17 protein-coding genes are annotated in these 19345 nt (G+C 67.7%); 8 read left to right on the top strand and 9 right to left on the bottom strand.

Annotated elements, in window-relative coordinates:
• Positions 1–28: 28 nt before the first annotated feature.
• From IBL25_RS06335 to IBL25_RS06355, 5 genes are read right to left on the bottom strand one after another with little or no spacing between them, the layout of a single operon-like run.
• A complete protein-coding gene (locus IBL25_RS06335; protein WP_187777714.1) occupies positions 29–889 on the bottom strand; it encodes an FAS1-like dehydratase domain-containing protein in 861 nt (286 codons plus the stop codon).
• 10 nt (positions 890–899) lie between these two features.
• Entirely contained in the window at positions 900–2069 is a 1170-nt protein-coding gene (locus IBL25_RS06340) for an acyl-CoA dehydrogenase family protein (RefSeq protein ID WP_238940251.1), read from the bottom strand.
• A gap of 16 nt (positions 2070–2085) precedes the next feature.
• Positions 2086–3480 (bottom strand): MmgE/PrpD family protein, encoded by a 1395-nt coding sequence (locus IBL25_RS06345; protein ID WP_187777715.1) that lies wholly within the window; start codon positions 3478–3480, stop codon positions 2086–2088.
• Positions 3481–3490: 10 nt separating this feature from the next.
• A complete protein-coding gene (locus IBL25_RS06350) occupies positions 3491–4660 on the bottom strand; it encodes a CaiB/BaiF CoA transferase family protein (protein ID WP_187777716.1) in 1170 nt (389 codons plus the stop codon).
• 60 nt (positions 4661–4720) lie between these two features.
• Complete coding sequence (locus tag IBL25_RS06355) at positions 4721–6055, bottom strand: ABC transporter substrate-binding protein (protein ID WP_187777717.1); 1335 nt, start codon at positions 6053–6055, stop codon at positions 4721–4723.
• 109 nt (positions 6056–6164) lie between these two features.
• Between IBL25_RS06355 and IBL25_RS06360 the strand changes: the two genes are divergently transcribed.
• Positions 6165–7070, top strand: coding sequence for a LysR family transcriptional regulator (locus tag IBL25_RS06360; RefSeq protein WP_187777718.1), 906 nt, complete (start codon positions 6165–6167; stop codon positions 7068–7070).
• Positions 7071–7082: 12 nt separating this feature from the next.
• Here IBL25_RS06360 and IBL25_RS06365 read toward each other — a convergent pair whose 3' ends face one another.
• Genes IBL25_RS06365 through IBL25_RS06380 form a run of 4 tightly spaced genes read right to left on the bottom strand, consistent with a single transcriptional unit; the run spans position 7083 to position 10369 of the window.
• A complete protein-coding gene (locus IBL25_RS06365; RefSeq protein WP_187777719.1) occupies positions 7083–7745 on the bottom strand; it encodes an ABC transporter ATP-binding protein in 663 nt (220 codons plus the stop codon).
• Positions 7732–8502 (bottom strand): ABC transporter ATP-binding protein, encoded by a 771-nt coding sequence (locus IBL25_RS06370; protein ID WP_187777720.1) that lies wholly within the window; start codon positions 8500–8502, stop codon positions 7732–7734. The genes IBL25_RS06365 and IBL25_RS06370 overlap by 14 nt, the downstream gene beginning before the upstream one ends.
• Complete coding sequence (locus tag IBL25_RS06375; RefSeq protein ID WP_187777721.1) at positions 8499–9437, bottom strand: branched-chain amino acid ABC transporter permease; 939 nt, start codon at positions 9435–9437, stop codon at positions 8499–8501. The genes IBL25_RS06370 and IBL25_RS06375 overlap by 4 nt, the downstream gene beginning before the upstream one ends.
• Positions 9434–10369: a branched-chain amino acid ABC transporter permease gene (locus IBL25_RS06380; RefSeq protein ID WP_187777722.1), complete on the bottom strand. Its 936-nt coding sequence runs from the start codon at positions 10367–10369 to the stop codon at positions 9434–9436. The genes IBL25_RS06375 and IBL25_RS06380 overlap by 4 nt, the downstream gene beginning before the upstream one ends.
• 361 nt (positions 10370–10730) lie before the next feature.
• Between IBL25_RS06380 and IBL25_RS06385 the strand changes: the two genes are divergently transcribed.
• From IBL25_RS06385 to IBL25_RS06415, 7 genes are all read left to right on the top strand, one after another.
• Complete coding sequence (locus IBL25_RS06385) at positions 10731–11480, top strand: SDR family oxidoreductase (RefSeq protein ID WP_187777723.1); 750 nt, start codon at positions 10731–10733, stop codon at positions 11478–11480.
• Positions 11481–11482: 2 nt separating this feature from the next.
• Positions 11483–12610, top strand: coding sequence for a zinc-dependent alcohol dehydrogenase family protein (locus tag IBL25_RS06390; RefSeq protein WP_187777724.1), 1128 nt, complete (start codon positions 11483–11485; stop codon positions 12608–12610).
• A gap of 497 nt (positions 12611–13107) precedes the next feature.
• Positions 13108–15237, top strand: a complete 2130-nt coding sequence (locus IBL25_RS06395) for an acetate--CoA ligase family protein (protein WP_238940252.1) — start codon at positions 13108–13110, stop codon at positions 15235–15237.
• Entirely contained in the window at positions 15234–16079 is an 846-nt protein-coding gene (locus tag IBL25_RS06400) for a MaoC/PaaZ C-terminal domain-containing protein (RefSeq protein WP_187777726.1), read from the top strand. Before IBL25_RS06395 ends, IBL25_RS06400 begins: the two co-directional genes overlap by 4 nt.
• On the top strand, positions 16076–17152 hold the full coding sequence (locus IBL25_RS06405; RefSeq protein WP_187777727.1) for an acyl-CoA dehydrogenase family protein: 1077 nt from the start codon (positions 16076–16078) through the stop codon (positions 17150–17152). The genes IBL25_RS06400 and IBL25_RS06405 overlap by 4 nt, the downstream gene beginning before the upstream one ends.
• The gene (locus IBL25_RS06410; RefSeq protein WP_187777728.1) at positions 17149–18294 is read left to right on the top strand and encodes an acyl-CoA dehydrogenase family protein; all 1146 of its coding nucleotides are present in this window, start codon (positions 17149–17151) and stop codon (positions 18292–18294) included. Before IBL25_RS06405 ends, IBL25_RS06410 begins: the two co-directional genes overlap by 4 nt.
• A gap of 51 nt (positions 18295–18345) precedes the next feature.
• Positions 18346–19341 (top strand): Bug family tripartite tricarboxylate transporter substrate binding protein, encoded by a 996-nt coding sequence (locus IBL25_RS06415; RefSeq protein WP_187777729.1) that lies wholly within the window; start codon positions 18346–18348, stop codon positions 19339–19341.
• The last annotated feature ends 4 nt before the right edge of the window (positions 19342–19345 follow it).

Genomic DNA, 19345 nt, shown 5'->3' on the forward strand with positions numbered 1-19345 from the left:
TTGGCAGGATGAAGCCGCAGGCGGAGGTTCAGCCGACCCGTGCCTCCGCCCGCATGGCTAGCCCACCTGCGGGGTTGGTTGCCCAAAGCGCGATGCGTCCTTCCTCATCCGGAGGATTTCCGCTCAGCGTCACCGGCGCGCCGTCGAAGAGCGGCGACATGGCCCTGAAGGAGAACTGCGTGACCCTCGCCTCCGGCATCTGCCGGCGCAGCAGGTCCAGCAACAGGGTCGCGATCAGCGGGCCGTGCACGATCAGGCCGGGATAGCCTTCCTCCCGCGTCACATAGTCGCGGTCGTAGTGGATGCGGTGGCCGTTGAAGGTCAGCGCCGAATAGCGGAAGAGCATCACCGCATCCGGCACCAGGCTGCGCTGCCAGACGCCGGGCGGCGGCGCCTCGGGCGCCGCCTTCACCGCCGCCCCAGTGGCGGAGCGGTAGACGATGTCATGCTCCTCGGTCAGCAGCACGGCCTCCTGCCCCGCCTCGCGGACCTCATGCCGCACCGTCACAAAGACCAGCTCGCCCGAGGCGCCCAGGCGGCTGGAGACATTTGCGATGGTAGACCTGCGCGTCACCGCCATGCCGACGCGCAGCGGTGCGTGGAAGACCAGCCGCCCGCCGGCCCACATGCGGCGTGGCAGGTGGTGCACCGGCGGCAGGAAGCCGCCGCGCGTGGGATGCCCGTCGATGCCCAGCGACGAATGCCGTGCTCCTGGCAGGAACATGATCCAGTGCGACAGCGGCGGCGCGGCATCGCCTGGCTGCGCCGCGGGGTCGTCGCGATCCAGCGTGGCGGAGAGGCGGTCCAGTGGGCCGGCGGCGACCACGTCCCGCTGCTCTTCCTGCCGGCCGATCCAGGCGCTGTAGTCGGTCAGGCTATCCTGGCTCATGCCGCCGCCCTCAATAGGAACGCGGCATGCCAAGGACATGCTCGCCGAGATAGGACAGGATCAGGTTGGTGCTGATCGGCGCGACCTGATACAGGCGCGTTTCGCGGAACTTCCGCTCCACGTCGTATTCTTCCGCGAAACCGAAGCCGCCATGGGTCTGCACGCAGGCCTCGCCGGCCGCCCAACTGGCTTCCGCCGCCAGCATCTTGCCCATATTGGCTTCCTCGCCCGGCCTCTCGCCGCGCTCGAACTTCTCCAGCCCCTTCTGCACGATCGCCTCGGCCGCGCGCATCTGGGCATAGGCGCGGGCGATAGGGAATTGCACGCCCTGGTTCTGCCCGATGGGGCGGCCGAAGAGCACCCGCTCCTTCGCGTAGCTCACCGCCTTCTCGATGAACCACTTGGCATCGCCGATACACTCGCTGGCGATCAGCAGCCGCTCGGCATTCATGCCGTCCAGGACGTAGCGGAAGCCCTTGCCTTCCTCGCCCACGAGGTTCTCCGCGGGCACCTCCATGTTGTCGAAGAAGACCTCGCAGGAATTGTGGTTCATCATGGTGCGGATGGGGCGGATGCTCAGGCCCTTGCCGAGCACCGTCCGCATATCCACGATAAAGGTGGAGAGGCCCTCGGTTTTCTTCGCCACCTGCTCACGCGGCGTGGTGCGGGCCAGCAGCAGCATCAGGTCGGAATGCTCGGCCCGGCTGGTCCAGATCTTCTGGCCGTTGACGATGTACTTGTCGCCTTCCCGCCGCGCGAAGGTGCGCAGCGCGGTGGTGTCGGTGCCGCTGGTCGGCTCCGTCACGCCGAAAGCCTGCAGGCGCAACTCACCGCTGGCGATCCTCGGCAGGTATTCCTGCTTCTGCGCGGTGCTGCCATGCCTAAGGATGGTGCCCATGATATACATCTGGGCATGGCAGGCGGCGCCGTTGCAGCCCTGGCGCTGCACCTCCTCCAGGATGGCGGCGGCGGCGGAAAGGCCGAGCCCGGCGCCACCATATTCCTCTGGGATCAGGGCGCCGAGATATCCGGCCTCCGTCAGCGCCTGGACGAATTCGGTGGGATAGCCGCGCACCTCATCCAGCTTGCGCCAGTACTCGCCGGGAAAGCGGGAGCAAAGCTTCGCCACCTCGGCGCGCAGATCGGCATGCAGGTCGGTCTCGGTGCTCATCTGGTCCATCAAGCTCAGTTCCTGTTCAGGCAGCGGCGCGGGCGCCGGTCTTCGGGGCGGCATGGCGAAGCAACGAGGCCGCCTCGTTCAACTGGTCCAGCCGCAGCACCTCCTCCGCCAGCGCGGCGGCGGGGCCGGCGCCCAGCACAGCATCGGCCAAGCCGGCGAACTTGGCGCGCAGCTCGGCATCCGTCGGGAAGTTGGAGGGCTCGCCCTTCGGCACCACGACCTTGCGGATGAAGGTCTCTCCGCGTGCCCGCAGGGTCAGCTTGCCGGACATATTGGCCGGGAATTCCGCCTCGATGTCGTCGTCATGGGAGCAGGTGACGCGTGGAAGCAGGGCACGGATGACAGGATCGTGCAGCAGCTTGTAGCTGTCCCAGTCCATCCTGCCCGTGGCCAGGGCGCTGGCCACGACGAAGGGGCCGCTGAACTGCCCGTCCACCACATTCTGCGGGTCCGCCTTCCGCTCCGCCGGCTCGCCCACCAGCAGCAGGGCGGCACGGGAGATGCCGAGCGTCGCGCCCTCGATCTCCTCCGGCTTCAGGTCCAGCTCGGCCCGCAGCGCCAGGGCGGCGTCGATACCGGCATGGCCCCAGCGGCAGGAGGGATAGGGCTTCACGCCGGTTGCCATCAATTCGTAGAACTGGCCGAGATCCTGCAGCACGCGCTCCGGCCTCGGCGCGGGGGCATAGGCATTGAGGAAGCCGTGCTTGCCTTCGATGGCATCCGAGGCACCCTTGAAGCCCTCTCGCGCCAGCGTGGCGGCGGTGAGCCCGGCCATGCCGGCCCAGCCGACCTGGAAGCGTTTGGTCCAGGCGCCATTGGCCAGGAATTGCAGGCTGCCGGCGCTCTGGCTGAGGGCGATGCCAAGCGCGGAGGCGATGCCCGCCGCATCCAGCCCGAAGACCCGTCCCGCCGCCGCGGCCGCGCCGAAAGCGCCGCAGGTGGCGGAGGGATGGAAGCCGCGGTCGTAATGCGCGCCCGCCGGCAGGGCCAGTGCCAGGCGCAGCGCCACCTCATAGCCGGCGATGATGCCCGCCAGGGCTTCGGCCCCCGAGGCCCCGGCCATTTCCGCGGCCGCCAGCGCGGCGGGGATCACCGGGGCACCGGGGTGCAGCACCGCCTCGGCATGGGTGTCATCGAAATCCAGCGAATGGCCGAGCGTGGCATTCACCAGCGCGGCGCCGGCGGGCGAATAGCCGGCGTCGTCGCCGAAGACACGGGCCTCACCCTGCGCCAGCCCCAGAGCCCGCACAGCCGCCAGCAGGGCTGGCGTGCTCTCAGCATCCCGCCGCGCGCGGATGGCATTGCCGATCAGGTCCAGCACCAGCAGCCGCGCGCGCGCGGCGACCTCAGGCGGCAGCGCCTCGGCACGCAGGCCGGCGACAAAGGCGGAAAGCTCTTTGGTAATGGTCATGGGGTGTCCCTCAGGCCGGCTGCGGCACGGCGAATTCGGCACGGATCAGCGCATCATGCTCGCCGATGCCGGGCACCGGGCCCAGCGCGGGCACGGCACCGTCATGGATGGCGGGCGGGGCGACGATGGAGGCCAGGCCGCCGGGCGTGGCGACATCCACCCGCCGCAGCGCCGGGTGCCGCACCAGATCGGCCACCTCGTTGACGAAGCCATAAGCGGTGCCGGCCGCATCCAGGCGCGCCGCGACCTCTTCCCGCGTCAGGGCAGCGAAGACCTCGGCGATACGCGAATCCACAGCCGCGCGGTTGGCAACGCGTGCGTTGTTGCTCTCGAAGCCCGGCTGCTTTGGCAGGTCGGGTTGCTCCAGCACGCCAGCGCAGAACTTCGTCCATTCGCGCTCGTTCTGGATGGAGAAGAGCACCAGCGCCTGGTCCGATGTCTGAAAGGCGCCGTAGGGGCAGATGGAAGGGTGTGCGAGGCCGACGCGCTGCGGCGCCTTGCCCGTGCCCTCGAAATACAGCAGCGGCACGTTCATCCAATCGGCCATGCCGTCGAAGAGGCTGACTTCCACCTTGCGGCCCTGGCCGGTGATGGAACGGCCGATCAGCGCCTCCAGCACCGCCGCATAGGCGGACATGCCGCAGGCGATATCGCAGACGGAGACGCCGACGCGCCCAGGGCCAGCCGGGTGGCCGGTGATGGCCGCCAGGCCGCTCTCGGCCTGCACCAGCAGGTCATAAGCCTTCATGCCGGCATAGGCATGGCCGCTGCCATAGCCCGTGACATCGACGGTGATGAGGCGGGGGTAGCGCCGCCGCAGCTCATCCGACCCCAGCCCGGCCCGCGCGGCGGCACCGGGGGCGAGGTTCTGGATGAAGACATCCGCCTTCTCCAGAATCCGATGCAACAGCGCGGCGTCTTCCGGACTCTTGATATCGGCGACAAGACTCTGCTTGCCACGATTGAGCCAGACAAAATAGCTGGACAGCCCATGCACGGCGGCATCGTAGCCGCGCGCGAAATCGCCTTCCGGACGCTCGATCTTGATGACGCGGGCACCGGCATCGGCGAGGCGGCTGCTGCAATAGGGCGCGGCCACCGCCTGTTCCAGGGCCACCACCAGCAGGCCCTCCAGCGGCTTGCGAGTGTCCGGGGTCTGCTTCTTGATCTGTCCGGTCATCGTGGGCGTATCCTAGCCAGTGATGCGACCGGGGCGGGGTTGTGCCCGCCCCCGCGCTGTTCAACGAAAGGCGACGGGCTGGGGCATCTTGTCCAGCATGTCGGGCTTCAAGGTCTTGAGCCAGTCGAGGCTCTTCTGGCCCACCGGGGTGGTGACCGATGCGGCCGGGAAGACCACCATGTCGGTCATCACCGGGAAGGGGTAGCGGTCGGTCTGCACGGTGGTGCCGATCAACTGGTCTTCCAGCCCCTGCCCGTCGGGGCGGATGGTGATGGAGGAGGTCAGCGACGGGAAGGTCAGCCCCCGGAAGGCGGCGGCAAGCTCGGCATCTGTCGGCCATTGCCCGCCCTTGGCGGCCATGGCCTTCTCATAGCCCGCCTTCATGGCGAAGACTGCCTGCGCCATGTGGTGGCAGGAATAGATGGGGTAGTTGTTGAAGCGCTTGCGGTAATTCTCGGTGAAGTTTTTCAGCAGTTCCGGATTGGCCGGAGAAGGGTGCAGGAACCAGTGGTCGCCGCGCGCGCCGATGATATGCCCGGCCGGCAGCGCCTTGCCCACGCGCTCCAGCGAGGATTCCGCCAATGGCAGCACGAAGGTGCTGCGGTCGAAGAGCTTCCGGTCCGCCGACTGGCGGATAAAGGTATCGAGATCGCCGCCCCAGGAGGTGGAGAAGATCACATCCGGCCGCAGCGCCAGGAGCCGCGTGATCTCGCTGGAGAAATCCGTGGCGCCGAAGCGGGGAAACAATTCGGCGGCGACACGCACGCCGGGCTTCAGCGTCTGCAACCCGGTGCGGAAGATATCCCAGGAGTCGCGGCCCCAGGCATAATCCTGATTCACCACGGCCACACTGCGGAATTCCGGCTTGGTCTTCAGCAGGTAGAGCAGCGCCGACAGCACCTCGGGCGTCGCATTGGCGCCGGTGCGATAGGCGTAATCGTATTTACCATCCTCGAAGATGCGCTGGGTGCCGCAGTCCCAAAGCAGCGTCGGGCGCTTCAACTCATCGGCCAGGGGCGCGCAGGCCAGGCAATCGGCCGAGGAGATGGCAGAGAAGATGATGTTGACGTTCTCGCTCTGCACGAGGCGTCGGAACTCACCGACAAAGTGGTCCACGCCGGGGCCTTCATCGACGAAGATCGGCCTTGCCTTCACGCCGCCAATGCCACCGGCGGCGTTCAACTCATCGAAGAGCAGTTCGGCGGCCTGGCGTCCTGGCACGCCAAAGACGCTGGACGGGCCGGAAAGAAAGGTGGCGATGCCCACCTTGATCTCGGCTGGCTTCTGGGCCTGCGCCTGCACATGGGCAGGACGTCCCGCCAGCAGCAGGCTACCGGCACCCAACCCAGTCTGCAGCAGCCTTCGACGGGAGACAGGCGAATTGACGTTCTTCATGGAAGGTCCTCCAGGACGGCGGCCGCTTGAGCGGCTCTGCGTGAAGACTGGCACCGATTATCCCATCGGTCCAATATATGGAACCGTTGCGACCCCTCGGGTTTGAGATATGGATCTGCGCCACCTCCGCTACTTCATCGCCGTTGCCGAGGAACTGAGCTTCACGCGTGCGGCCAGCCGCCTGGGCCTGGGCCAGCCGCCGCTCAGCCAGCAGATCCAACAATTGGAGCGGGAGGTCGGCGCCCCGTTGTTCGACCGCCTACCACGTGGTGTCGCGCTCACGGCGGCCGGGCAACGGATGCTGCGGGATGCGAAGGACATCCTGGCCCGCAGCGAGCAGGCGCTGCTGAACGCGCGCCGCGCCGCCTGGGGAGAGCTGGGCCTGCTGCGGGTGGGCTTCACGCCTTCCGCCTCCTTCAACCCCTTCGTGACCGCCAGCATCCGCGACTACCGGCAAGCCTATCCCGATGTGCGGGTGGAGCTGATGGAAGCCACGACGGCCCAGTTGCTGGAAGGTTTCCAGGCGCACCGGCTCGACGTCGCCTTTATCCGCCCCGTGCCGGGCGAGACAGGCCATCTCCCCTGCCGCCTGCTGCTGCGGGAGGAAATGCTGGTGGCGCTGCCGGCGGGCCATCCGCTGGCCGGGCGGCGCAGCATTCCCCTGACGGCGCTGAAGGGGGAGTCCTTTATTCTTTATCCCCGCCGCAACGGGCGGGCCCTTTATGATGCCATTGTCGGCGCCTGCGAGGCCGCCGGCTTCAGCCCGCGCGTGGCACAGGAGGCGCCGCAGATGGCGACCACCGTCACCCTCATCGCCAGCGGCATCGGTGTTTCGCTCGTGCCGGCCTCCATGGGGCAGCTGCTAGCGGAGGGCGTCACTTACCGCCCCTTGCGCGGCCCCGCGCCCCGCGCCGACCTGAGCCTGGTCCACCAGACGGAGGCCGCGCAGGAAGTGACCGGCGCCTTCACCCGGCTGGTGCTGGAACGCGCCAGGCGGACGGGCCTTTCCGCCTGACCCTGCCGAGGCTCAGCCCCCTTCGGCCTGGATCTCGCCCCGCTCAATGACAAAGGTCTGGTCCACCAAGGATTGCAGCAGGGCCGGGCTGCTTTCGGTGATCAGGATGGCGACATCCGGCAGGGCGGTACGAAGGCGCCCCAGGGCCTCGGCATAGCGGAGCGCCAGGGCGGGGGCGAGGCCTTGGAAAGGCTCGTCCAGCAGCACGGCGCGGGTGCCCACCATCAGGGCACGCCCCAGCGCCACCATCTTGCCCTGGCCGCCGGAAAGGCCGGCGGCCTTGCGCGGGGCGAAGTCGCGCAGCTCCGGCAGCAGGCCGAAGACCATCTCCAGCCGCTGGTTGAGCTCATGGGCGGACAGCTTCAGCACCTCGGCGGGCAGGCGCAGGTTCTCTAGCACGGTGAAGCTGCCGAAAAGGCGGCGCTCCTCCGGTGCATAGCCGATGCCGAGCGAGGCGCGCTGATGCGCTGGCGCCCCTGTGCAGGCCTTGCCGTCGATGGTGATATGGCCACCACGTACCGGCAGCAGCCCCATCAGGGTGCGCAGCGTGGTGGTCTTGCCGGCGCCGTTCCGGCCGATCAAGGCCACGCGCCCGCCGGCCGGCACCGCCAGGTCCACCCCACGCAGCACCGGTGCCCCGGCGATGTCGACGGAAACCTGCTCAAGCCGCAGCATGGGGTGCCTCGCCGGGGCGGATGCCGATGACCTCGCGCTGGACCACAGGGTCCGACAGGATCTGCTCCGGTGGCCCCAGGGCCGCGATCCTGCCCTGCCCCCAGACCGCCACGCGGTCGGCGATGCGGCCAACGACATCCATGTCATGCTCGACGAAGACGGCGGTGACCCCGGCCTCCCGCAGGACTCGCGCCAGGGTTTCCACCACCGCCATCTTGTCGGCGGCGGCGACGCCACTGGTTGGCTCGTCCATCAGCAGCAGTTGCGGCCGCATGGCCACGGCCATGGCGATATCGGCCAGCTTGCGCGTACCTTCGTTCAGGGCGTCGGCCCGCCGGTGCGCGGCAGGCATGAGGCCGAAGCGGTCGAGGAGATCCTCCGCCTCCTCCCGGAAGGCGGGACGCAGCAGCGGGCGGAAGACGGAAAAGACCCCGTCCCTCGCTGCCACGGCCAGGGCCGCGTTCTCCAGCACCGTATGCTCGGTGAAGAGCTGCGGTAGCTGGAAGGAGCGCGCGATGCCCATGCGGACGATGTCGCGCGGCTTCATGCCCAGCACCTGCCGGCCGCGAAAGGTGATGGAGCCGCCCTGGGGGCGCAGATAGCCCGTGCTCATGTTGATGAAGGTGGTCTTGCCGGCGCCATTGGGGCCGATGATGGCCAGGAACTCGCGCTCCAGCACATCCAGGTTGATGCCATCGGCGGCCTTCACGCCGCCGAAAGCCAGCCGCAGATCCTGCGCGGAGAGGAGGACGCTCATGCCGCTTTCCTCCGGCGCAGGCCCTGGACCATGCCGACCAGCCCACCGGGCGCGAAGAGGATGACCAGCAGCAGCACCGCCCCCAGGATCAGCTGCCAGGCATCGGCCAGGTTGGCGGCGGCATAGACCCGCGTCAGCTCATAGACCACGGCGCCCAGGAAGGCCCCCAGCACGCTGCCCGCGCCGCCGAGGATGGCGATGAAGACCAACTCGCCCGACGCCGTCCAATAGGCTAGGGCCGGCGTGACATGGCGGCTGGTCAGCGCGATCAGGCTGCCGCCGCAACCCGCCATCAGGGCCGAGAGCACATAGGCGGAAAGCAGCACGTAGCGGGCCGGCACGCCCATGAACTCCAGCCGTGCCTCCCGCGTCTTCACGCCGGCCAGGGCTTGTCCCAGCGGGGCCGCCAGATAGATGCGGATAAAGATGGCAAAGGCCACCGCCAGCAGCAGCGCCAGCGTGAAGACCGCCCAGTCATAGGAGGCGCCGGTGAGTTCCATGCCCAGGAAGGTCGGCATCGGCAGGCGGATGCCGTCCGTGCCATGCGTGATGGTGTAAAGCTTCTCCAGCAGCGAATAGAAGACCATGCTGAGCGCGAGGTTCAGCATGCCGAAGAAGATCTCGCGGTAGCGCATCACGAAAAGGCCGATGACCAGCCCGGCCGCCGCTGAGATCAGCGCCGCCATGGGCAGCAGCAGCAGCGCCTCCCGCATCTGCGGTGCCACGAAGGCCACCGAATAGGCGGCGATGGCGACATACATGGCATGGCCGAAGCTGACCTGTCCGGCGCGCAGCAACAGCAGGATGCCCAGCACCGTGATGCCCTTGGCCAGGGCGATGGTCAGCACGAAGCGCAGCCAGGGCGCGGCCCAGGCCAGCAGCACCAGCAAGGCCGCACCCAGGATGGCGGCGAGGATCTCCAGGCGGCCTGTCATATGCGCCGTGTCTCCGTCACGCCGAAGAGGCCCTGCGGCCGCACCAGCAGCACCAGCACCATGATGAGATAGGGGATCACCACCTCCAGCTCCGGCTCCAGATAGACGGCGATGGAGCGGCCGAGGCCGATCATCACGGCGGCGATGGCCGCGCCTTCGATCTGTCCCAGGCCGGCCGTTGCCACAACGGCGAAGGAGAGCACGATGGTGGAGGCCCCGACGCCCGGCACCATGGAGGTCATGGGCGAGGCCAGCGCACCGCCCAGTGCCGCGAGGGCGGCGCCGAAGGTGAAGGTCAGCATGGTGACCTTCGCGGCATCGATGCCCTGGGACGTAGCCGCTTCCCGGTCCGTGGTCACGGCCACGATCACACGGCCCGCCAGGGTGCGCCGCATGAACCAGGCCAGCCCGACCAGGGTCAGCAGCGCGACACCTGGCAGCACGTAAAGCTGATAGGCCGTATAGGGGATGACATCGGCCCCGAAAGGCACATCCACCGTGCCCAGCAGGCGCATCGGCATCTCATTGGAAACCGGCTGCACGCCCCAGATCAGCTTCTGCACATCTTCCAGAATCATGAACAGGGCAAAGGTCACCAGCAATTGCAGGACAGGCTCCTGCCGCTCGACCCGCTTCAGCAACACCCGCTCGATCACCGGCCCCAGAATGGCGCCGACCAATGCCGCGGCGATCACCAGCGCCGGGTAGCAAAGCCAGGCCGGAAGCCCACGCGCGGATAGGAACAGCGTCAGGGACGCCGCGCTATAGGCGCCGATCGCGTATAGGCTTCCATGGGCCACGTTCAGGACGCGCAGAACCCCGAAGACAAGGTTCAATCCAACGGCGACCATGAAGATGGAGGCGGCAGAAGCAAGGCCGTCCAGGACAGCCAGGCCGAGCAGCAAGCCGTTATCAGAGAGCCACGCCATCATCGTGCGGTACTCCTGCAAGCCAGAGGGGCTGGTACGGCGGCCACGCTACCTGCCGCGGGAGCAGCACCATGACCACGTGGCATGGCGTGGAGAAAGGTCAGGTGCCACCAGCGGAATCCGGAGAACCTCGGATCGCATGTCATCTCCCTCTGACACTTCCATCGTTTTGCTGGCACTCTTCCACGCGGGTATGGCGCCGTCAACTCATGAGGTGATCGGCGAATCTCCTGGTAGTCAGATCTGGAACGCTGCCGCGGCCTGCTTAAGATCTCTAGGCATCAGCAGCGGCGGCGGCCATCATTCCATGAGGCGGCGAAGCCGCTCACGTCCAGGCTAGTCAATCATAAATGGAGGACACAGCATGCGCCTTGCAGGCAAATCCGCGCTCGTCACCGGCGGCGCTTCCGGATTCGGCACGGGCATTGCCCGACTCTTTGCCGCTGAAGGCGCCAAGGTCACCATCATGGACCTGAACGGTGCGGGCGCGGAGGAGGTGGCGAAGTCCATCGGGTCCGGCGCCGCCGCCATCCAGGGCGATGTCACATCTCAGGCCGATACCGAGGCTGCCGTGGCCAAGGCCACCGCGCATGGCGGCAAGCTGGACATCGTCGTCAACAACGCCGGCTGGACGCACCGCAACAAGCCGCTGCTGGAGGTCACGGAAGACGAGTTCGACCGCGTCTACGCCATCAATGTGAAGTCGCTGTTCCACATGACCCAGGCGGTGGTGCCGCATATGCGGCGGCAGGGTGGCGGTGTCATGATCAATATCGGCTCCACCGCCGGCATCCGCCCCCGGCCGGGCCTCACCTGGTACAACGGCACGAAGGGCGCGGTGAACCTGCTCTCCCGCTCCATGGCCGTGGAGCTTGCGCCGGACAAGATCCGCGTCAACTGCGTGGCACCGGTCATGGGCGCGACGGGCATGCTGGAAGCCTTCATGGGTCTGCCCGACACGCCCGAGAATCGCGCGAAGTTCCTGGCGACCATTCCGCTCGGCCGCCTCTCCACGCCAGAGGATATCGCGGGAGCCTGCCTCTACCTGGCCTCGGACGAGGCCAATTTCATCACCGGCGTGGTTCTTGAGGTCGATGGCGGCAGGACGATCTGACCATGAAGACACGCGCCGCCATCCTGCGCCGGGCGGGCCTGCCGCGCCCCTATGCGGAAAGCCGCCCGCTGAGCATCGAGGAGGTGGAGCTGCGGCCGCCGGGACCAGAGGAGGTCCTAGTGAAGATTGCCGCCGCCGGCGTCTGCCATTCCGATCTGTCCGGCATCAACGGCGACCGCCCCCGCCCTTTACCTGTTGCCCTGGGACATGAAGCTTCCGGCGTGGTGGTGCAGGCCGGCTCGGCAGTGACCGACCTCGCCGAGGGTGACCATGTCGTGATGTCCTTCCTGCCGGTTTGTGGCCATTGCCCTTCCTGCTCTGAGGGACGGGCCTCGCTCTGCGAGCCAGGACATGCGGCCAATGGCGCCGGTACCCTGCTTTCTGGCAGGCGCCGCATTGTCTGTGATGGCGTGGAGATCAACCATCACAGCGGCGTATCCGCCTTCTCGGAATATTCGGTGATTCACCGTCGCTCGATCGTGAAGATCGACCCGGAAGTTCCCTTGGTGCACGCGGCGCTGTTTGGCTGCGCGGTGATGACCGGCGTGGGGACGGTGCTGAACACCTGCGCCGTCAGGCCGGGGCAGAGCGTGGCGGTGATCGGCCTTGGCGGCGTCGGCCTCTCGGCGGTGCTGGGGGCGGTCGCTGCGGGGGCTGGCCTTATCATCGCCATCGATCTTTCAGCCGAGAAGCTGAGGATCGCGCGCGACCTCGGCGCCACGCACGCTTTCCTGGCTAACGATCCAGGCATCCAGGAAGCGGTGCGGGAGCTGACACGGGGCGGCGTCGATCATGCGATCGAAATGGCAGGTGTTCCGGCTGCCTTTGAGCTGGCCTTCCGCCTGGCAAGGCGTGGCGGCACCACGGCCACGGCGGGGCTGCCCAATCCCAAGAGCACTTTCCGTGTTCCCCCGGTGCCGCTGGTGGCCGAGGAGCGCGTCATCCGCGGCAGCTACATGGGCAGTTGCGTACCGTCACTCGACATTCCGCGCTATGTCTCCCTGTTCCGCAGCGGCAAGCTTCCGGTTGACAGGCTGCTGTCCTCGACTGGCCCTCTGGATGAGATCAATGCCGCCTTCGATCGCCTGGATCAGGGCGAAGTCGTGCGCCATGTGGTGGTGATGTCCTGAAAATTCCCTGCAGGATCTCAGCAACCAGACATCTGTCTCCTGCGGAACATCAAGTTCCGCAGGAAGAACTATCCGGCACGGTCGTTCCTCCGTAGGCAGGATCTTGCCGCTGGGCCGGACCGCCGCCTCTCCTCAGGTCATCCGATACGATCCAGCCTCTGTGATGAGAACAGGGCCTGGAGTTGCATGCACTGTTTCCCTCCCATTACCGGCAGCGCCGCTCAGGCATGCCGAGCAACGCGCGCCTGCCGGAAGATTCGCTGCGGAAACTCCGGCGCGTTCTGTGCAGCATTGTCGCGACAGTTCCGGGCTCTCGAGGCTGCTCAGCCCCGGCAAAGCGTACCCAAGTATTTTTGTATATGGAATAGCATTTCCATTGTTGAAAGGACCTCGAAGGCCGACTAGCCTTTCCACAAGCCGCAAAGGCCATAACCAAGGGAGGAGGACGGATTGCGGGCCCCGCGGCGCGCGACCGTCCCAGGACAGGAATGGACGCATTGCCTCAGGCCGCAGCCGCGCCACCCAACCCCATGGACGCGCTTTCGGCGCTTTTCGCGCCCCGTTCGGTCGCCGTCATCGGCGCCTCGGCAGATGCGACGCGGATTGGCGGGCGGCCTATCGCTGCCATGTTGGAACGCGGCTATGCCGGCACCATCCTGCCGGTGAATCCCAACCGGGAAACCGTTCAGGGACTGGCCGCCTACCCTTCCATCGCTGCTCTGCCCAGCGTGCCGGATGCCGCCATCATCGCCGTGCCTGCCGAAGCGGCAGAGGCGGCCGTCGCGGCTCTTGCTGAGCGCGGCACCCGGGCCGCCATCGTCTTCAGCGCGGGCTTCGCGGAGACCGGGGAGGCCGGGGCCACCGCGCAGGCCCGGCTGCTGGCGACGGCACGGCGGCATGGCATGCGCCTGCTGGGGCCGAACAGCCTCGGCCTGTTCAACACGGCACAAGGCTTCTACGGCACCTTCAGTACCTCGCTGGAACGCGGCTACCCGGTGGCGGGCCCGATCGGCATCGCGAGCCAGTCCGGTGCCTATGGGATGCACCTCTTCAGCATGGCGCGTGAAGAAGGCATGGGGCTTTCCTGCTGCGTCACCACCGGCAACGAGGCGGATGTCAATGTCGGCGACCTGATCGGCTGGATGGCGCAGGACCCCAGCACCGAAGTCATCGCCGCCTATTCGGAAGGAATCCGCGACGCTCCCAGCTTCCTGGCGGCGTTGGAACTGGCGCGGCGGAACCGCAAGCCGGTCGTGATGATGAAGGTGGGCCGCAGCGAGATCGGCAGTGCCGCCGCGCGGTCCCATACCGCCTCCATCGCCGGCGACGATGCCGTGACGGATGCCGTTCTGGCCGAGTTCGGCGTTGTGCGCGCCCGCACCACGGAGGAACTGCTCGACATCGCGCGGCTTGCCACGAAGCGGATCTATCCCGCCGGCAATACGCTGGGCGTGCTGACGGTCAGCGGCGGCGCCGGCGTGCTGATCTCGGACGCCGCCCAGGCCGCAGGCCTCCCCATGCCTCCCATGCCTGAACCGGCACAGCAGGCACTGCGCGAGGCCCTGCCTTTCTGCGCACCGCAGAATCCGGTCGATTGCACCGCGCAGGTTCTGAACGACGTTTCCCTGGTCGGGCGCTTCGCCGATGCACTGGTGCGGGATGGTGGCTATGGTTCCATCCTCTGCTTCTTCACCCATGCGGGTGGCGCGCCCTCCATCGTGCCGCGCCTGAGGCAGGAACTGCGCGCCATGCGCGCCGCCTTCCCCGATCGGCTCTTCGTGCTCTCCGTCCTGGCCGACCCGCCTATCGTGCGCGACTTCGAGGCGGATGGCTTCGCCGTCTTCCCCGACCCTTCGCGCGCGGTAGTGGCCATCCAGGCCATGGGACGGTTTGGCGATGCCTTTGCGGCCGCGCCCCAGGCGGCGCCACCTGCCCTGCCGCCCGTGGCACTGCCCCAGCAGACACCGAGCGAGGCAGAGGCCAAGCGCCTCCTGGCCGCGGCTGGCATTGAGGCCGCGCCGGAACGCACCTGCACGAGCGCCGAGGAAGCCGTGGCCGCCGCCGAGGCGCTTGGCTACCCGGTGGTCCTGAAGATTCTCTCACCTGATATCCTGCACAAATCCGAGATCGGCGGCGTGCTGCTGAACCTGACGGATGCGGCGGCGGTGCGCGATGGATTTGCGCTGCTGCGGGGGCGCGCGGCCTCGGCGGCGCCCCATGCGCGCATCGAGGGTGTGCTGGTCGCCAGGCAGCTCTCGGGCGGCGTGGAATGCATCCTCGGCGTGCACCGCGACCCTGTCTTCGGCCCCGTCGCCATGTTCGGGCTGGGCGGGATCTTCGTCGAGGTGCTGAAGGACGTTGCCTTCCGCCGTTGCCCCTTCGGGGAGGATGCGGCGGAGGCCATGATCCGCTCCATCCGCGGCGCGCCTGTCCTGCTGGGCGCAAGGGGCCGGCCAGCGGCGGATATCCCCGCCCTCGCCCGCATGCTGTCGCGGCTTTCAGTCTTCGCCGCGCAGGCCGGGCCGCGTTTGGCGGGCATCGACCTCAACCCCGTTTTCGCGATGCCGGAAGGCCAGGGCGCCTTCGCGGCGGATGCCGTGATCGACATCGCGGAGGAACCGGCGTGATCGATTACGAGACCCTCCGCCATTTTCCCATCCCGGAGGTCCGGCAACGCGTAACGCCCCGCGACGCCGTCTTCTATGCCCTTTCAGTTGGGCTGGGCCAGGACCCGCTGGACGAGCGGCAACTCGACTTCGTTGATCCCCGCCGCCCGCTGCGCGCGCTGCCCTCCATGGCCCTCGTGCTGGGGTACCCGGGCTTCTGGCTGGGCAATCCGGCCACGGGGGTCGATGCCGTGCGGATCGTGCATGGGGAACAGTCATTGACGTTGCATCATCCTTTGCCGGTCCAGGGCGAGATCATCGCCCGGACCCGCGTCACCGGGCTGGTGGACAAAGGCGACGGCAAGGGGGCGCTGCTTTATTCCGAGAAAGAACTGCGGGATGCGAATGGCACGCTGCTGGCGGTGACCGGCAGCACCACCTTCCTGCGCGGGGATGGCGGCTTCGGCGGCCCGTCCGGCCCGGTGAAGCCCCCCAATCCTATGCCGGAGACACCGCCGGACACCGTCGTGGACCTGCCCACGCGGCCGGAACAGGCGCTTTATTACCGCCTGAACGGCGATGACAATCCGCTGCATGCCGACCCCGCCGTGGCGGCGAAGGCAGGCTTCCCGCGCCCCATCCTGCACGGGCTCTGCACGCTCGGCGTGGTGGCGCATGCCCTGCTGCGGGTTCTGGGACGTTACGAGGCACTTTCGATGAAGAACCTCTCCCTGCGCTTCTCCGCACCGGTCTACCCAGGCGAGACCATCCGCACCGAGATCTGGCGCAACGGCGCCTTCCGTGCTCGCGTGGTGGAACGCGACGTGGTGGTGGTGAACAACGGCGCGGCGGTCTTCGCATGAGCGCCGACATGCAGCAGGATCTGGAGGATCGGGCGGAATCCATCCGCATGATCCGTGACAGCGCCGCAGGCATCGCATCGCGCGGCGGCGACCGTCGCCGGGTGCGCGACCTGCGCTTTCGGAAGCCGGGCTACGACCCCGCCGTGCTGCGGCAGATGGGTGAGCAGGGCTGGATCGGCCTGCGGGTGCCGGAGGCCCTGGGCGGCGCGGGCCTTGGACTGCGGGAATTCTGCGCCCTGGCCGAGGAACTGGGCGCAGCCCTGGCGCCGGAACCGCTGATCCCCGCCGCGCTCTCCGCGGCGCTCCTGGCAGCCGCGGGCGCGCAAGAGCCGCTGCAGCGGCTGCTCTCCGGCGAGGAGCTGCTGCTCACCGCCTGGCAGGAAGCGCCCGCGAGGCTGGAGGCGCCGGGGAGTGCCACGGCGCCGCGCCTGTTCATTCCCGCCGCCAGCGGGGCGGCTGCCTTCCTGGTGCCGGTGGCGCAGAATGGCCGGATGGCGCTGCGTGTGCAGCAGGGCAAGGCCGCCTTGGCGCTGGATGGAAGCCAGGACGGCGGCTTCCTTGGCACGCTGCAACCTGGTGATGGGCAATTGATCGCCGCCGATATCGGTTCGGCCCTGCAGGATGCATTGGATGAGGCTGCCCTGGCCACCGCTGCCTATCTGCTCGGTGTCATGGACCAGGCCTTCGCCCTGACCCTGGATTACCTCCGTACGCGCCAGCAGTTCGGCCGGCCGATTGGCGGCTTCCAGGCCCTGCAACATCGGGCGGCGGACCTGAAGATCCAGGTGGCGCTGACACGTGCCAGCATCGAAGCCGCGGCGGCATTGCTGGACAGGGGCGATGCACCGCCCGCCGCACGCCGCGCCGCAGTCTCGCGTGCCAAGGCCCGCGCCGCCGAGGCTTCCCTGCTGGTGACGCGGCAGGCCATCCAGTTCCATGGCGGCATTGGCTACACGGACGAGGCGGATATCGGCCTTCACCTGCGCAAGGCCATGGTGCTGGCCAGCGCCTTCGGCTCCGCCGCCTTCCACCGCCGCCGCTTTGCCGCCGAGGCCCGGGAGGACGAGGCATGATCGACCTGAACGCCCTGAGCGACGAGGATTTCCGCGCCGAGGTACGCCGCTTCGTGCAGCAGGAATATCCACCCGCGCTGCGTCATCCGCGCCATCGGCTTCACTGGGACCAGGGCCGCGCCTGGTTCGAGGCACTTCGCGCCAAGGGCTGGGTGGCGCCAGGATGGCCGCGTGAGTATGGCGGCATGGGGCTCGACGCTTCCAAGCAGATCATCCTGATCGAGGAATATGAGCGTCACGGCGTGGCGCGCCTGCCGGACCACGGCGTCATCATGCTGGGGCCGCTGCTGATCCGCTTCGGCACCGAGGCGCAGCGGCAACGTTTCCTGCCCAGGATCCTGGCCGGCCAGGATATCTGGTGCCAGGGCTATTCCGAGCCCAACGCGGGCTCCGACCTTGCCTCCCTCCGCACGGAGGCGGTGCTCGAGGGCGACCATTACCTCGTCAACGGACAGAAGATCTGGACCACCCTCGCGACCGACGCAAACTGGATCTTCTGCCTCGTCCGCACCGACAAGACTGCGAAGAAGCAGGAGGGCATCAGCTTTCTGCTGATCGATATGAAGAGCCCCGGCGTGACGGTGAGGCCGATCATCAACCTCGCCCTGCATGACGAATTCTGCGAGGTCTTCTTCGACAATGTCCGCGTGCCCCGTGAGAACCTGGTCGGCGAGCCCAACAAGGGCTGGAGCATGGCGAAGGCCCTTCTGGGCTTCGAACGTATCTTCCTCGGCTCGCCCCGGCAGTCCGGCTATGCCCTGGCGCGGCTGAAGCTGCTGGCGGAGCGGATGGGCGTCTTCGAGGATGCCGACTTCCGGGACCGCTACACCCGGCTGCGCCTGGACCTGGAAGATCACAAGGCCCTGTACGAGACCTTCGTCGCCATGCTGCGGCGGGGTGAAACGCTGGGGCCCGACGTTTCCATGCTGAAGCTGCACCAGGCCGAGTTGTTCCAGCGCACCACGGACCTGATGCTCGACATCGCCGGCGAGAATGCCGGGCTGCTGGAACCCATGGGAGGCAACGGGGACCTGCATCCGGCCGGGCAGTTCATCGAGGCACGCCCGACCACGATCTATGGCGGCAGCTCGGAGATCCAACGCGGCATCCTGGCCAAGAACGTGCTGGAACTGCCCGGCTGAGAACAACACGGAAGCAGCCTGATCAAGGCCGCGCCGTCAGGAGGTCTCGGAATGAAAGTGACAATGACGCGCCGCCTGCTGCTTGGCGCCACCATGGGAGTCTCACTACCGGCACTGGCACAGGGACCGGCTTGGCCAAGACGCAGCATCAAGCTGGTCATCCCCTTTCCACCCGGCGGCACCACGGACTTGATCGGGCGCCTGCTGGCTGAGAGGCTCTCCGCCAGGCTCGGGCAAACCGTGGTTGTGGAGAACCGGTCCGGCGCCGGCGGCAATATCGGCGCCGAGGTCGTCGCGAAAGCGGAACCGGATGGCTACAGCTTTCTCATGGCCTCCGTTGGTACGGCGGCCATCAACTACGGCGTCTATGGCGCACGGATGCCTTACAAGCCTCAGGACTTGGCGCCGGTTGGCCTGGTGACAAGGGTGGCCAATGTCGTGCTGGCAGCGAACAACAGCGGCATCAAGGATGTTGCCGCATTGCTCGCCCGCGCGAAGGCGGCGCCGGGCAACCTCAACTACGGCACGGCCGGCATCGGCAGCAGCACGCATGCCTGTATGGAACTTTTCCAGGCGCTGACCGGGACGCAGTTGCAGCACGTGCCTTATCGTGGCTCCGGCCCCATGCTGACGGAGGTGGTGGCCGGGCGCGTTCAACTTGGGTGCGACAACATCCCCACCGCGCTCAACTTCATCCGTGACGGGCAGATGCGCGCGCTGGCGGTGACAAGCGCCAGCCGCTCCTCAGTATTGCCGGACGTGCCTACCCTGCGCGAGGCTGGCGTGTCTGGCTTCGACGCCACCTCCTGGTTCGGCGTGCAGGCGCCCGCGCGAACGCCGGAGGCAGTGATTGCCCGGACGGGTGAGGCCATCGACGCCATTGTTCAGGAGCCGGATTGGAACGCACGGATGCGGGATTTCGCCGCCGATCCGCCACGCCTGACCGCCGAGGGCGGCACCACGCCGACCGCCTTCGCCGCTTTCATCGCGGCGGAGATCGCCCGTTGGGCCGAGGTGGCGCAGACCAGCCATATGACCGTGGAGTGACAGG

The organism is Pseudoroseomonas ludipueritiae (assembly GCF_014490445.1).
In the GTDB taxonomy this organism is placed as follows: Bacteria; Pseudomonadota; Alphaproteobacteria; order Acetobacterales; family Acetobacteraceae; genus Pseudoroseomonas; species Pseudoroseomonas ludipueritiae.